General features: G+C 40.9%; 15 protein-coding genes. 7 read left to right on the top strand and 8 right to left on the bottom strand.

The window, feature by feature from the left end; genetic code table 11:
* Nucleotides 1–40 precede the first annotated feature (40 nt).
* The 3 genes from ribH to ytxJ all read left to right on the top strand — a co-directional run bounded on the left by ribH (nt 41) and on the right by ytxJ (nt 1,749).
* A complete protein-coding gene (ribH, locus tag BWD42_RS20400) occupies nt 41–529 on the top strand; it encodes a 6,7-dimethyl-8-ribityllumazine synthase (protein WP_077438244.1) in 489 nt (162 codons plus the stop codon).
* A gap of 147 nt (nt 530–676) precedes the next feature.
* Complete coding sequence (locus BWD42_RS20405) at nt 677–1,417, top strand: hypothetical protein (RefSeq protein ID WP_077438245.1); 741 nt, start codon at nt 677–679, stop codon at nt 1,415–1,417.
* Nucleotides 1,418–1,419: 2 nt separating this feature from the next.
* Nucleotides 1,420–1,749, top strand: coding sequence for a bacillithiol system redox-active protein YtxJ (ytxJ, locus tag BWD42_RS20410; protein ID WP_217700109.1), 330 nt, complete (start codon nt 1,420–1,422; stop codon nt 1,747–1,749).
* Here the strand turns inward: ytxJ and BWD42_RS24815 are convergent, their stop codons facing one another.
* From BWD42_RS24815 to BWD42_RS20420, 3 genes are all read right to left on the bottom strand, one after another.
* Nucleotides 1,750–1,911: a hypothetical protein gene (locus BWD42_RS24815; RefSeq protein ID WP_175992107.1), complete on the bottom strand. Its 162-nt coding sequence runs from the start codon at nt 1,909–1,911 to the stop codon at nt 1,750–1,752.
* 100 nt (nt 1,912–2,011) lie between these two features.
* Nucleotides 2,012–3,064 (bottom strand): isoaspartyl peptidase/L-asparaginase family protein, encoded by a 1,053-nt coding sequence (locus BWD42_RS20415; protein ID WP_077438246.1) that lies wholly within the window; start codon nt 3,062–3,064, stop codon nt 2,012–2,014.
* A 179-nt stretch (nt 3,065–3,243) separates the two neighbouring features.
* Nucleotides 3,244–3,654: an RNA-binding S4 domain-containing protein gene (locus BWD42_RS20420; RefSeq protein WP_077438247.1), complete on the bottom strand. Its 411-nt coding sequence runs from the start codon at nt 3,652–3,654 to the stop codon at nt 3,244–3,246.
* Nucleotides 3,655–3,830: 176 nt separating this feature from the next.
* On the opposite strand from BWD42_RS20420, the gene BWD42_RS20425 reads away from it, so the two are divergent.
* The 4 genes from BWD42_RS20425 (at nt 3,831) to folP (ending at nt 6,747) form a co-directional block, all read left to right on the top strand.
* On the top strand, nt 3,831–4,649 hold the full coding sequence (locus BWD42_RS20425; RefSeq protein ID WP_077438248.1) for a 2,3,4,5-tetrahydropyridine-2,6-dicarboxylate N-succinyltransferase: 819 nt from the start codon (nt 3,831–3,833) through the stop codon (nt 4,647–4,649).
* A gap of 28 nt (nt 4,650–4,677) precedes the next feature.
* On the top strand, nt 4,678–5,256 hold the full coding sequence (locus BWD42_RS20430; RefSeq protein ID WP_077438249.1) for an L-threonylcarbamoyladenylate synthase: 579 nt from the start codon (nt 4,678–4,680) through the stop codon (nt 5,254–5,256).
* Nucleotides 5,257–5,374: 118 nt separating this feature from the next.
* The gene (locus BWD42_RS20435; RefSeq protein WP_077438250.1) at nt 5,375–5,854 is read left to right on the top strand and encodes a DUF4920 domain-containing protein; all 480 of its coding nucleotides are present in this window, start codon (nt 5,375–5,377) and stop codon (nt 5,852–5,854) included.
* A 53-nt stretch (nt 5,855–5,907) separates the two neighbouring features.
* Nucleotides 5,908–6,747 (top strand): dihydropteroate synthase, encoded by an 840-nt coding sequence (folP, locus tag BWD42_RS20440; RefSeq protein WP_077438251.1) that lies wholly within the window; start codon nt 5,908–5,910, stop codon nt 6,745–6,747.
* A gap of 46 nt (nt 6,748–6,793) precedes the next feature.
* On the opposite strand, the gene BWD42_RS20445 is transcribed toward folP, so the two are convergent.
* The 5 genes from BWD42_RS20445 to BWD42_RS20465 form a co-directional block, all read right to left on the bottom strand.
* Complete coding sequence (locus BWD42_RS20445; RefSeq protein ID WP_175992108.1) at nt 6,794–7,810, bottom strand: cytochrome-c peroxidase; 1,017 nt, start codon at nt 7,808–7,810, stop codon at nt 6,794–6,796.
* A 176-nt stretch (nt 7,811–7,986) separates the two neighbouring features.
* Nucleotides 7,987–8,853 (bottom strand): MbnP family protein, encoded by an 867-nt coding sequence (locus tag BWD42_RS20450; protein ID WP_077438311.1) that lies wholly within the window; start codon nt 8,851–8,853, stop codon nt 7,987–7,989.
* 29 nt (nt 8,854–8,882) lie between these two features.
* Complete coding sequence (locus BWD42_RS20455; protein ID WP_077438253.1) at nt 8,883–10,871, bottom strand: TonB-dependent receptor plug domain-containing protein; 1,989 nt, start codon at nt 10,869–10,871, stop codon at nt 8,883–8,885.
* Nucleotides 10,872–10,876: 5 nt separating this feature from the next.
* Nucleotides 10,877–11,821, bottom strand: coding sequence for a hypothetical protein (locus tag BWD42_RS20460; protein WP_077438254.1), 945 nt, complete (start codon nt 11,819–11,821; stop codon nt 10,877–10,879).
* 329 nt (nt 11,822–12,150) lie between these two features.
* Nucleotides 12,151–12,531 carry a hypothetical protein gene (locus tag BWD42_RS20465; RefSeq protein ID WP_077438255.1) on the bottom strand — a complete coding sequence of 127 codons (381 nt, stop codon included), beginning with the start codon at nt 12,529–12,531 and terminating at the stop codon, nt 12,151–12,153.
* Between the last annotated feature and the right edge of the window lie 81 nt (nt 12,532–12,612).

Raw genomic sequence — 12,612 nt, forward strand, 5'->3', positions numbered from 1 at the left:
TTTTTTGTGACCATCTAAATTCATTATCTTTGCATCTATTATGGCAAGTAGCATTAAAAATCTATCAGACTTTTCGCATATCCAAGTTGCGGATGCAAGTCCATTCAAATTTGCAATTGTAGTTGCACAGTGGAATGCAGAAATTACTGGTGCATTATTGAACGGCGCAATCTCAGGTTTAGAAAAACATGGCGCAAAAGAAGGTAATATCGACATCATTGAAGTGCCTGGGAGCTTCGAGCTGACTTCCGGAGCAGATCTGGCATTGAGAAATCAAAGCTTTGATGCTGTCATCTGTTTGGGTTGTGTCATCCAGGGAGAAACCAGACATTTTGATTTTATCTGCCATGCGGTTGCAAATGGCGTGTCAAATGTAGGACTAAAATATAACAAACCTGTTATCTTTGGCGTACTAACAACGGATAACCTTCAACAAGCTTTGGATCGCGCTGGTGGTAAACATGGCAATAAAGGAGAAGAAGCTGCTATTACAGCAATACAAATGGCTGCCATTGCTAAAAAATTCTAGTTTGGTATCAATTTTGTCTATTATTTAATCATGAAAAAGTATTCTGGGCCAAAACATAGCAACGCACGAATACTTTTATTTTAAATAAATCGATTAATAAAGTATGATAATATCTTATTAATCGATTTTTATTTTTTAGATATGATTATGAAAACATTATCGAACATACTTTTAGTATTGATGTTATCGTTCTTCGGTTTCGGACATTTATCCGCCCAGAATGATAGTCTGAACAAACAAATCTGGCGTAGTATCGGTGGCCAAGGCAAATGGGACTCCCTACAGTATCTCGCCTTTTCCGCGAAAGGAAATACAGTATCCGAAGAGTTATCCAATGAAGAACGTAAATTCCTTTTTAACCGAACCACGGGAGAATGTAGATTCGACGGGTTCAGTGGTTCTGATCAGGTAACCTATTTATTCAATTTTAAAGGAAGTAGCGCCGATAAACTTTTTATTGCCGGCAATGTAGCTACTGACGGACAGGAAATAAAGAAATCCATAAAAAATCAACTTTTTGCGGATCTAAATCTGCTTCTGCTACCGACGCTAATAGAGCAGAGAAGTGTGCAGTTTAAAATTCAGGAAGAACGATTTATTGGTGGACAAAAACTCACCATCGCAAGTATTACCTCATCAGGCCCAGTTCTCGGCTCGAAACTGGACGGCTTAATCTATATCGATCAAAATACGGGCGAAATTACACGCTATGAATACACTGATAAATCAGAAAAAATCAGTTATGAGGTTGGCAAATACAAAGAAATAGGAGATGGGATACGTCTGCCTAGTTTATTTAGCGCTGCAAGCAACGACAAGAGAACCTGCGTATTCTCTTCGATTTCTTCCTTTGTACAAGTCGAGCAAAAGAAATTTAAAGAATTATAATTATGATCAATTGGATAGAATTAAATACAGAAGAACAATTACAGGAGCTTTATCAATCAGATAAAGTTTCCGCCATATTCAAGCACAGTACGACTTGTGGCATCAGTAATATGGCAAAACGCAGCTTGGAACGGATGTCAAATACTGCTGATCAGGACTATTCAATTTATCTTTTAGACCTGTTGCGCTATCGTGCGCTTTCCAATGAAATTGCACAACGCTGGAATATCGAGCATCAATCCCCGCAGATACTTATTGTCGAAGGTAAAAATAGTCTTTACAATGCTTCACATGGGGATATCCAGTTTGACGAAATTGAAAAATACCTATAGTTATTTGATCTTAAACACTTTGCCCTCATCATAGGCGCTCCGTGTGAGATTATCCCAAGTCATCATTCCTTTGGATTTTTTCCTTAATTCACATGAATTTTTGGCAACGATGACTTGGGATTCCCCAACCACTTTTACCGTATTCTGTCGAATGACAGTCATTGTCCCTTCATACCTATATCTTCCGCAGACTCTTCGGTTAGCGTGGATGGCATCTGTAAAGTCACAATTATTTGACGGGAGCTGAGCTGTATCTGTTTGATTATTTATAAATCTCTACTTCTACCTTGCCATCTTTGGTTACGGTCCCTCTATACATACCTTCTGTATTAAACGGCATAGCGACATGTCCCTGTTTGTCCATGACGATCATTCCACCATCCCCGCCCATCTTTCCGATTCGATCAATGACTTCTTGGCCGGCTTGCCATACGTTATCGTTTTTATATTCCATTAAGGCCGAAACAGAGTATGCTGCTACATTACGTATATAGAATTCGCCCCATCCGGTACAGGAAACCGCACAGGTCGCATTATTCGCATAAGTTCCAGCACCAATAATTGGTGAATCGCCTACGCGGCCAAATTTTTTGTTGGTCATCCCTCCGGTCGAGGTCCCTGCAGCTAAATTCCCCTGATTATCCAATGCTACACACCCTACCGTTCCAAATTTATAATCCTTGTTAAGGGTTCCTAAACGTGAGCTCTGCTTTTGATCGTGATCCAGCTGTGTTTTGGTACTGTCGCCTTTTTTAATTTTTTGCAAGGCATCCCAGCGTGTTTTAGTCCAAAAGTAAGATGGATCCACAAGTTGCAACCCGACTTCTTTGGCGAATTCTTCCGCTCCTTTGCCTACCATCATCACATGTTCGGATTTTTCCATCACCGCACGCGCTGCAGAAATGGGATTTCTAATGGTTGTAACCCCAGCAACTGCACCCGCAGCCAGTGTTTTACCTTCCATGATAGAGGCATCCAATTCATTTCTTCCCGCGTTTGTAAATACAGCTCCCTTTCCGGCATTAAACAAAGGAGAATCTTCCATCACATGAATAGCGTGTTCAACCGCATCCAAACTGGAATGTCCCGCCTTCAATTGGTTATAGCCGGCATTCAAAGCTTGTTCTAAGACAGTTTTATAAGCCTGCTCCATCGAGTCGGTCATATTTTTTTTCAAAATTGTCCCTGCTCCACCATGAATTGCCAGAACAAATTTTTCTTTCATTTCTTCTTTTTTATTTCCATCGTTGCGATTACAGGAAGCCGTAACCGCAGCAGCTCCGATAATCATCGCTATCATTGCATGTATCTTCATATTATTCTTGTATATAGCCTAAATTTTGCATCCTATTTTTGGTCACAAATATTTCATCGTAGGAAGCGAAGAATTTTTACGTGCACAGTTTGCTGCCATCATTCAAATAAATTCCCATAATTGACAGACGAGGCGGATTGGCTGCAAATAATTACCGAAGAAATGAAATGTTTTTTGTCCTATTCATCGTCTTTGTCCCACCATTCAGAAGCCTGTAAATCATCTATTTCACGACGATCTTTCTTCGTTGGTCTTCCTGTTCCGCGGTCACGTTTAAGCACTGGCGCCTGAAATACAGATTTGTAGCCAACAGTATCTTCTACCGGGGTTTGATCTTCATAAAACTGCACCGCAGTTTTTGCATCCACCCTTCGCTCAAGAAGACCAATCACCTTAACGACCTTCTTCTCTATTCCTTTTTGGATATGATAGACATCGCCGATCTTCACTTCGTAAGAAGGTTTAATATTTTGACCGTTTAGCTTTACCCGTCCCGCCTTACAGGCTTCGGTCGCCAAAGTTCTTGTCTTAAACACTCTTATCGACCATAAATATTTATCAATTCTCAATTTTTCTGATGCTGCTGCCATAGCACAAAAATAGTTATATTAGCAAATTATCGTGGTATTTCCACCCAAAATTAACAGATTCCCCGGATGAATATTTTCTTCACTGCTGGGGAGAGATCGATAAAGTTGCTTTTAAATACAACTTTATCTAAGTTTGTACATCAAAATAAACAAATTCAAATAAGCAAACAAATAATATGGTAGAGCCACTTAAAAAATTGATTGAGGAAGCTTGGGAAGATAGACAATTATTGGAGTATAAAGAATATACAGAAGCGATTCGTACCGTGATCATGAAGCTAGACAGCGGTGAAATCCGTGTAGCGGAATTGATCGGCACGAGATGGCATGTAAATGACTGGATCAAGAAAGCTGTGATCTTGTATTTCCCGATCAACGATATGCGTGAAATGACAGCTGGTCCTTTTGTATTCCATGACAAAATGAAGCTAAAAACAGACTACAAACATACTGGTGTACGGGTTGTTCCTGGTGCTTCTGCCCGTTTGGGTGCTTATTTAGCAAAAGGGGTCATCATGATGCCTTCTTATGTTAATATCGGAGCCTACGTAGACGAAGGCACAATGGTAGATACCTGGGCGACAGTTGGATCTTGTGCTCAGATCGGTAAACATGTGCACTTAAGTGGTGGTGTTGGTATCGGTGGCGTACTTGAGCCAGTTCAGGCAGCTCCGGTTATCATTGAGGACAATGTATTTATTGGATCAAGAGCGATCGTTGTTGAAGGTATTCGCGTCGAAAAAGAAGCGGTGTTAGGAGCAAATGTCGTATTGACTGCATCAACCAAAATTATTGATGTTACTGGACCTGAACCAGTAGAATACAAAGGCTATGTCCCTGCCCGTTCGGTTGTCATCCCTGGATCTTATACTAAAAAATTTGCCGCTGGCGAGTATCAAGTTCCTTGCGCATTGATCATTGGTCAACGCAAAGAATCGACCGATAAGAAAACATCATTAAATGATGCTTTGCGTGAGCATAATGTGGCTGTCTAATTCAAGATCAGAATTAAAAAAATAAAAAATGAGTGCATTTGTGGATCGAGAGGATCTGAACATGGCGTTGGAAACGCTGAAAGCTGGTGGGTTAATCTTATACCCAACAGACACCATCTGGGGAATAGGCTGTGATGCCACCAATCCTGATGCAGTAGAGAAAGTCTTTCAGTTGAAAGGGAGAGATAAGTCCAAAAGCCTAATCGTCCTTTTACATAACGACAACCAATTGGCTAGTTATGTAAACGAAATCCCTGATGTTGCTTATCAACTTATTGAATATACAGACAAGCCCTTGACCATAGTCTATTCGAATGCCAAAAATCTTGCCCCCAATGCCATTGCAGAGGACGGCTCGATCGGCATTCGAATTGTCAAACATCCTTTTTGCGAACAGCTACTGCAACGTTTCCGTAAGCCCATTATCTCTACATCCGCAAATATCAGCGGCGAACCAACAGCAAAAGATTTTGATGAAATCGCTGAAGAAATCAAAACAGGTGTAGACTATATTGTCACATACGATAGGCATGTGAAAACGGACGGTAAATCGTCTACCGTAATGAAACTGGATCCAAGTGGTAAATTTGAATTTATTCGAAAGTAATATAAAACAGGTATCCTATTTGAATGCCGCCTTTACGTTCAAGCATGACAACTTGGTTTTCGTGCTCGCGCAGTAAATCGGATGGCTGTATCAACTTTAAAAATCAACTTCTATACAGATGAAAAAGATCATTTTATTTTTTGCATTGGCTATTGCTGTAAGTACGCAATTACACGCTCAGAAAAAGGAGATCCCTTCGGCAAAGCCAGGTGTAAAATATGGAAAGGAAATTCAGGCAACTAAGGCGATTTCTATTTCTAAATTAGAGAAAGAGTTAAGCAGCAAGCATACATTCACGGGCAAAGTTGAGGGTAAGGTTGTTGAAGTCTGCAAAAAGAAAGGCTGTTTCATGACCCTGCAGCGAGATGGCCAGGAGCCGATTATGGTTCGCTTTAAAGATTATGGATTCTTTATGCCTGCAGATATTGTTGGTAAGACCGTTGTTGTCGAAGGGGTAGCTAAGAAAAAAGAAACCTCAGTGGCTAGTCTGCAACATGCCGCAAAAGATCTCGGCAAATCGCAAGCTGAGATTAATCAGATTACGCAGCCCAAAAAGGACATTAATATTGTTGCTGATGGTGTTCTAGTGGTCAGATAAACAGGGCTTATAATCGTTATTCTCTCTCCAGCAGCGGAGAACAATTTATTCCGATGAAAAAATTTCAGACAGCATCTGCCCCATCCATCAATGTCGGTGGAAAACTAATAACATTTGAAAAACCTGTTATCATGGGTATTCTCAATGTAACACCTGATTCCTTTTTTGATGGTGGCGATAATACCACGGTGGAGAAAGCACTGGAAAAAGCAGGACATCTTTTAGAAGCGGGAGCTCAGATCCTCGATATTGGCGCTTACTCTTCACGTCCCGGAGCTCCATTGATCTCTTCACAGGAGGAAATGGACAGAGCACTTCCTCCTATTCAGGCCATCAGAAATACATTTCCAGAAGCCATCTTATCCATAGATACCTTTCGGGCGGATATAGCCGCTGAAGCTATTGATGCTGGAGTACACATGATCAACGACGTATCAGGTGGCACGCTTGATGAGGATATGTTTGCAACAGTAGCCAAGTATCAGGTTCCTTATATACTGATGCACATGCGCGGAACTCCGGAAAACATGCAAGAGCAAACCGAATATTCCGATATCGTGACTGATGTTGCTACTTTTTTGGGACAGGGTATAGCACAGTTAAGAGATTTGGGTGTAAAGGACATTATCCTCGACCCTGGGTTTGGCTTTGCGAAAACAATCGATCAAAATTACGAATTGTTATACCGTATTAATGAGCTCCACTATTTTGGACTACCAATTTTAGGTGGTATATCCCGTAAGTCTATGATTTACAAAAAATTGGACATTACAGCCCAAGAGGCCCTTAATGGAACTACTGCATTAAACACGTTATTGCTCGAAAGAGGGGTACAGCTCCTGCGTGTCCATGATGTAGCAGAGGCGAAACAGCTAGTTGATCTCTTCTTTTAGAGCAGTGTGCACACTATTTGTATAAACATCGTCGGGGTATGTCGTATTACTTTCCAATAAATGTTGGGTCACTGAGCGTCTCTATAAAAGCGATAATATCTAGCTTTTCCTGTGCTGTTAATGGAATTCGATTCCCATTTTCTTTTAGAATAGGGTCAAGATTTTCTGCATCCAATACACCTTTATCAAAATAATCCAAAACAGACCTTAAGGTTGGAAATTGGCCAAAACTCCCATAGGGGGCCGTATACATAGCATTTCGTAACGACGGAACGCGAAAGGCCATCTGATCTGCCGGACGCCCTGTCACCCGTCCACGTCCTGCTTCCTCCGCATTTGGATTCAATGGAAACCCAACATTCCTAAAACTCTGATCGGTAAATAATGCAGTACTATGACAACTTGCGCATTTACTTTTGAACGTTGCATATCCCCGGGCTTCTTCCGCCGTAAATTGATCGCCTTCATTTCTTTTTACACGATCGTATTTGCTGTTTGCTGAAATCAAAGTATACTCGTATTGTGCAATACTGCGATAAATTCGATCAGCCGTTATACTTGCATCGCCAAATGCCTTTTGAAATAATTTTTTATAATCGGCGTCACCAGCAATTTTACCGATCACCTCCAGAATTGAAGAGTTCATCTCCTCATGTGTAATTATTGGAACAAGAGGTTGTTTTTCCAATTGCAGGATATTCCCGTCCCAATTATAAAACTTCATAAATGCCATGTTTTGGATAGCGGGGGTATTACGAAATCCCGTCCGTCCGTAAATACCGACGGCCTGTTGCTTGCCATCTGAAAAAGCCAGGGCGGGATTGTGACAACTCGCACAGGAAATGGTATTGTTTCCGCTGAACCTCTTTTCATGAAATAACTTCTCGCCTAATTCGACGCCATATATTGTAGGTCTATTTTGCGCTACGGAACTATTTAAAGCCGGAAATTCAGCAGGTATCTCCAAAGAAATTTCAGGATTGTTGATCGATTCGTTCCCTTCTCTTTTACTGCAGGACATTGCAATTAACAGTGCGGTTAATACCCATAAGACTGTTTTCATTCGAATACTTGATTTTGCATTAAGAATAGGCCGCTAATGCGGTTATTGTTACTTATTAATATCAAGAGGCTGTAAAATGTTATAGTGAAACAAGGCCACCATATGAACATTTGAGACATTACTATTTTTAAATAACGCTAAACTCCTGATGACCTTGTTATCAATTTATGTTTCCTTTAGTCGTTTTCGACACGCTCGACGGAGAACATACCACTCTTATTCTCTTTGCCATTACCACCAATATTATTTACAAATACTTCCATGGCTGCCATGCTGCTATGCAGGCTCGGTGTAATCGCATTTTTTGCTGTAAGGATTACCTTCGTTTGTCCACTCAACAATTTATCAAAGTCTGCTTTGACGGTGATTTTAGGTGCATTGTTGCCCACGACAGCGGCAGCTGTAAGATCTAATGTAATATCGCGATAGGCATCTACACCCTGTGTATACGTTTCGGGCTTACCCCCTTCTCCGTTCAAGGTGCTTCCTGTATGAACCTGAAATGCTTTATTTTCACTGCCAAAGAAACCTTCGATCTTCGTAAAACGATAGCCAGTTGCCCATTGCCACATCATATCCGTATCGTTGGCACCTGCCGCCGCATAAAATGCCGGAAATCTGACCTGATCCAGTGTATTAATTTCTTGCTTCACTCCTAGTCCAAATTTGAGCTGCCGATATTTCCCGACAGGTATATTGGTCAATACATAGTCCAGACTTGCCGGTTTGGCCTGGTTAACGACAGTAGCACCTTTGTCCAAGTCATTTACATTGTAGGGAACCTCCGTTCCGTCTGCTTTTACAAGCCGAATATTGCTGACAACGTACTTAAGCTCGGAAAGATGATGCACTTGAGCGCTATCGGAAATATTGCTGCTTGCATCAACAGAATTGGCACCACCCAAAACAATCGTGTTATTTTTAAAAGTATTATTAAAATGTAAACTGATATTGTTGGCGACTGGGCTGTGCTCGTTTTTGCTACAGGCAATCATTACGCATGAAACAGCCACTAAAATCAGATAGTTTGTTGTTTTCTTCATTGTATATGTCATTTAAATGTGATTGATTTTTAAAAATTGACTTTTAGGGATGTGAAAATATTCCGTCCCATCCGCGGAATATTTCCCCAATCCGCATAGGTGCTATAATATTCATTCAACAGGTTCTCTGCCCCAATCTGAAAGACAGTTTTGAATCTGCCAAGACTGAAACTGTAATCTGCGGACAGGTTCCACAGATTGTAGGCTGCTGTTAGATCTTCACCGTACATGGGGCTGTAATTGTGCTGTGCGAAGTCACCGTTTAGTGAAGTCTGCAAGCCGAGCCGTTTAGATCCATAATGCAGTATTGTCTGATAACTCAATGGCCGTATAAAAGGGAGATTTCCCCCCGCGTCGTCCTTGCCTCTGGCATAGGTAAGCACCGCTTTCCAATGCAGATTATCCAGGATTTTGTAATCCATGCTCACCGCTGTATTAAACAGCGTCGCATAGTTCAACGATGTATAGCCTTTTACACCAACGGATTGATAATTCATGGGGCTTCCTAAACTCAGGATCCGTCCGATAATATAATTGTCGATATAGAAATAGTTGACTTTCGCGGCAACACTTAGTTTTTCCGTTTTGAATCCAACACTGGCATTGACCTCATAAGAAATCTCATTTTTGAGATCAGGATTTCCGATGTAATCATAACGATCAAAGCTATTGTAGATATAATAACCATAGGCTTCCGAAACGGAAGGAGCACGATGTCCAAAGCCTGTTCCGATTGCGATATCAAATTGATTTAAGTTTAACTCGTAACTGGCCTGTAGGCTTGGAAGTACCCTGTTCTTCTTTTGTGGCGCCCCCGGATGAAAAATCCAGTTAAATTCCACGTATTTTGAGTAATTGTAATTCCAGCCTAACGAACCGCCTAAATTCACCTTATTTCGATCGGAAATTTCCCAGGAATTATTCATCGCAATACTTGCAAAACGGGTTGTAATCCAAGGCCAGCTGTAGGCAAACATGGTTTGTTTGGAACGATCCTGAGGATACATCCGCATTTCCGCTATAGAGAGATTATCATAGGCATTCAACTGTATTTCCGAGGAATACTGATCTTTTTTCAAATTTATTTTTGATACCAATCCATAGGTCGTACTCCACCCCGGCATATCCATGTGTACCAAATTCTCCGGACGCGTCGTATCATCCATATAGTGCTCCACAGCGTTGAAATAAACTTTGGTATCCCATACTTTTATCAAACCTTCCTCAAACAATTGCTTATAGGATGCGGATGTAATAATCGCACGTGATAACCAGAGGTCCATAGGCAAAGCCGGGAAACCAACATCTTTTGCACGGTCAAATATCGCATCTACCCTGACGGCAGAAAGTGCACTTGTCTTATAGGCTAGGCCCAATGATGCGTTCAGTTTATTATATTGTGAATGCAATACTTCTTTGTTGTTCCCGTCATAATAATTACCTGCGTTACGATAGGCAATACTACCATCGGCAACAAAATTGTCTGTTGAATAGAATAGATTACCAAGATTAAATGCCTGCTTATTATTAAATTCGAATTCTGTCTGATAAGCTCCGCCTATTTTTTGAGGTAGACCAAAGGGGGTGTTCCTCCTTTTAAGGTCTATATTTCCCGCAACAGTAGCCCCATGCATATTCCCCCCTTGTCCGGATTTGATATCAATGGAAGACAGGTTATTACTTTCCACATAGGAAGTTATGGGATCCATCTTATCTGTACAGGCGCCAAATATATGCATGCCATCAATTGTTATGGTTGCACGCTCCGTACTCATGTTATTTAACAGAGGTTCCCATGCATAGGCCCCACGCTTGATAAAGCTGATATTGTCCGATGAAGCCAAAAACTCATCGACGGAGACAGCCATTTTCAGGTCACTTTCAACTTTTCGCCTGACCTGTGCGTCGACATTAACTTCGCCTAACCTTCTGGTTGTATCTCTTTTTTCGGGGGTACCCTGCCCGTGTACTTTCAATCCAAGAGAAAGAATAAAAAGAACAGTACTTAATTTCTTCATGACTCTTAGAATAAAATATCGAGATGTAGCTCGCTCTTACGTCCTTCCACTCCCGGTGTAAAATCCTTTGGCACCTCTGTACCACGGACTACTTTTCCATCTGGATCCAACAGGATAAAATTTAATGTCCAATTTCCTGTCATGGTATAATTCACCACACCATGGTATAAACCGTCCCTATCCTGGATCAAATCTTTATTGTTAGGAGATGAGTGATTGCCCATAGAAGGTTCAGGCATACGTGGGTCTAACTTCAGTGTATAACGATCGGCTTGCGAATAGGAAAACTTCAATTGATCAGCGATGCTCTTCGATGATGAATCAAGTGGCTTATTCAATTTATAGATACCAGCGACCAATTTATTTTCTGCAACATTGGGTTTCTGCGGAGAAACCAATGCGATGATATATTGCTGATCATCTTTCCCCGTAAAGGCAGTCATATTCAGATTTTTATTTGTCTGCTGTCTGACTGACACCTCTTTTATCAGGGAAACGGTTTGATTACCGACTGTGAAACTGATATCGAGGGTCCAACTTCCTTCGGTGCCACTTTCGCTCGTGAAAACTGTATAACCGAAAAAATACTTATCCTCCGCGTTATAACCGAAATCATACTGATGTGGGCATGAACTCTTCTCTCCTGTAACAGCGGTTTTAATGGGCAGAAATGTAAGAGCCGACACCTCAACCGGCGTATTCGTCTGTGTATCCTTAATTTTCACACGAATATCATTATAGCCGCGATAGAATGTTCCATTCAACGCCTCTATACTGATCGTGTAACCAGCGGTCACAGCACTTGTAACCTCCTTGAATTCAACAACCTCATCAACAACACCACCTCTTTCGGCTTCATAATCCGTTTTTCCTTTTGTACATGATCCGAGAAAAACGCACGCTATAGCACTATAAAAACCAATGGTTTTTATCAATAAACTTACCTTCATAAAAAAATCCTATCTTAGCTTGACTCACAGGCCGGGCTTTTGGCACGGGGACGAGCTGGAACCCGTCATCCAAAAAACGACGACCTGTCCAAATAAAATTTTCATCTGCTTAAATTTTTATTCAGTACTGATAAAGCGATCAGATTTATTCATCGCGTGTACTAAGCGGCATTCAGCAATAGCTTTGCCTGGTTATTCCTGATACGATCGAATAAATAACGATGGCTCCATCGGAATAAATTATACTTTATAGCCGATGAACTGACCATGAGTAGGTATATCGCTATCAAATTAGCAACATACATGTCACGATGACTTCTAAAATGGATTTAAACTAACGGTGGGTGGAAAATTGTGAAGATTGGTCTGTAAGAATAATTTTTTTTATATTCAGGGAACGAGCGTTCCACTTCCTCTTCTTGAAATAAAGAAGAAATCTTAAAATCAAAACTCTGGGAGTTATTGATAAAAACGACATCGATAATACGTGATTCAAGGTTCTTTTGCTCCTTTTCTTCATGTTCACGCATTTTCTTCATCAGGATACATTGTCCTCTACACGAGAGTGCCTTATCGTTGAAACGGTTGATACATTCGTAACGGGCGATGTAATCGCGATTCAGCTCAAAAATGGACCATAGCCACACTGTTGAGAAGCTCTGGAGGAGCATCAAAGGCAATAAAATCCATATGAACTGTCTAGCTTTCATCTTGTGAGTTCGGCAAATATATAAATGAATCCCTGAATCCGCAAATTCAATAGGAATATTAAAGTCCCCAAGTAAAGCCTT

Source organism: Sphingobacterium sp. CZ-UAM, from assembly GCF_002000245.1.
In the GTDB taxonomy this organism is placed as follows: domain Bacteria; phylum Bacteroidota; class Bacteroidia; order Sphingobacteriales; family Sphingobacteriaceae; genus Sphingobacterium.

What these genes read in the sequence shown, in the direction of transcription:
- BWD42_RS20460 (WP_077438254.1), bottom strand. Translation starts at nt 11,821, where the DNA reads ATGAAGGTAAGTTTATTGATAAAAACCATTGGTTTTTATAGTGCTATA.
- ytxJ (WP_217700109.1), top strand. Translation starts at nt 1,420, where the DNA reads ATGATCAATTGGATAGAATTAAATACAGAAGAACAATTACAGGAGCTT.
- BWD42_RS20425 (WP_077438248.1), top strand. Translation starts at nt 3,831, where the DNA reads ATGGTAGAGCCACTTAAAAAATTGATTGAGGAAGCTTGGGAAGATAGA.
- BWD42_RS20415 (WP_077438246.1), bottom strand. Translation starts at nt 3,064, where the DNA reads ATGAAGATACATGCAATGATAGCGATGATTATCGGAGCTGCTGCGGTT.
- BWD42_RS20420 (WP_077438247.1), bottom strand. Translation starts at nt 3,654, where the DNA reads ATGGCAGCAGCATCAGAAAAATTGAGAATTGATAAATATTTATGGTCG.
- BWD42_RS20465 (WP_077438255.1), bottom strand. Translation starts at nt 12,531, where the DNA reads ATGAAAGCTAGACAGTTCATATGGATTTTATTGCCTTTGATGCTCCTC.
- folP (WP_077438251.1), top strand. Translation starts at nt 5,908, where the DNA reads ATGAAAAAATTTCAGACAGCATCTGCCCCATCCATCAATGTCGGTGGA.
- BWD42_RS20445 (WP_175992108.1), bottom strand. Translation starts at nt 7,810, where the DNA reads ATGAAAACAGTCTTATGGGTATTAACCGCACTGTTAATTGCAATGTCC.
- BWD42_RS20405 (WP_077438245.1), top strand. Translation starts at nt 677, where the DNA reads ATGAAAACATTATCGAACATACTTTTAGTATTGATGTTATCGTTCTTC.
- BWD42_RS20435 (WP_077438250.1), top strand. Translation starts at nt 5,375, where the DNA reads ATGAAAAAGATCATTTTATTTTTTGCATTGGCTATTGCTGTAAGTACG.
- BWD42_RS20450 (WP_077438311.1), bottom strand. Translation starts at nt 8,853, where the DNA reads ATGAAGAAAACAACAAACTATCTGATTTTAGTGGCTGTTTCATGCGTA.
- BWD42_RS20430 (WP_077438249.1), top strand. Translation starts at nt 4,678, where the DNA reads ATGAGTGCATTTGTGGATCGAGAGGATCTGAACATGGCGTTGGAAACG.
- BWD42_RS24815 (WP_175992107.1), bottom strand. Translation starts at nt 1,911, where the DNA reads ATGACTGTCATTCGACAGAATACGGTAAAAGTGGTTGGGGAATCCCAA.
- BWD42_RS20455 (WP_077438253.1), bottom strand. Translation starts at nt 10,871, where the DNA reads ATGAAGAAATTAAGTACTGTTCTTTTTATTCTTTCTCTTGGATTGAAA.
- ribH (WP_077438244.1), top strand. Translation starts at nt 41, where the DNA reads ATGGCAAGTAGCATTAAAAATCTATCAGACTTTTCGCATATCCAAGTT.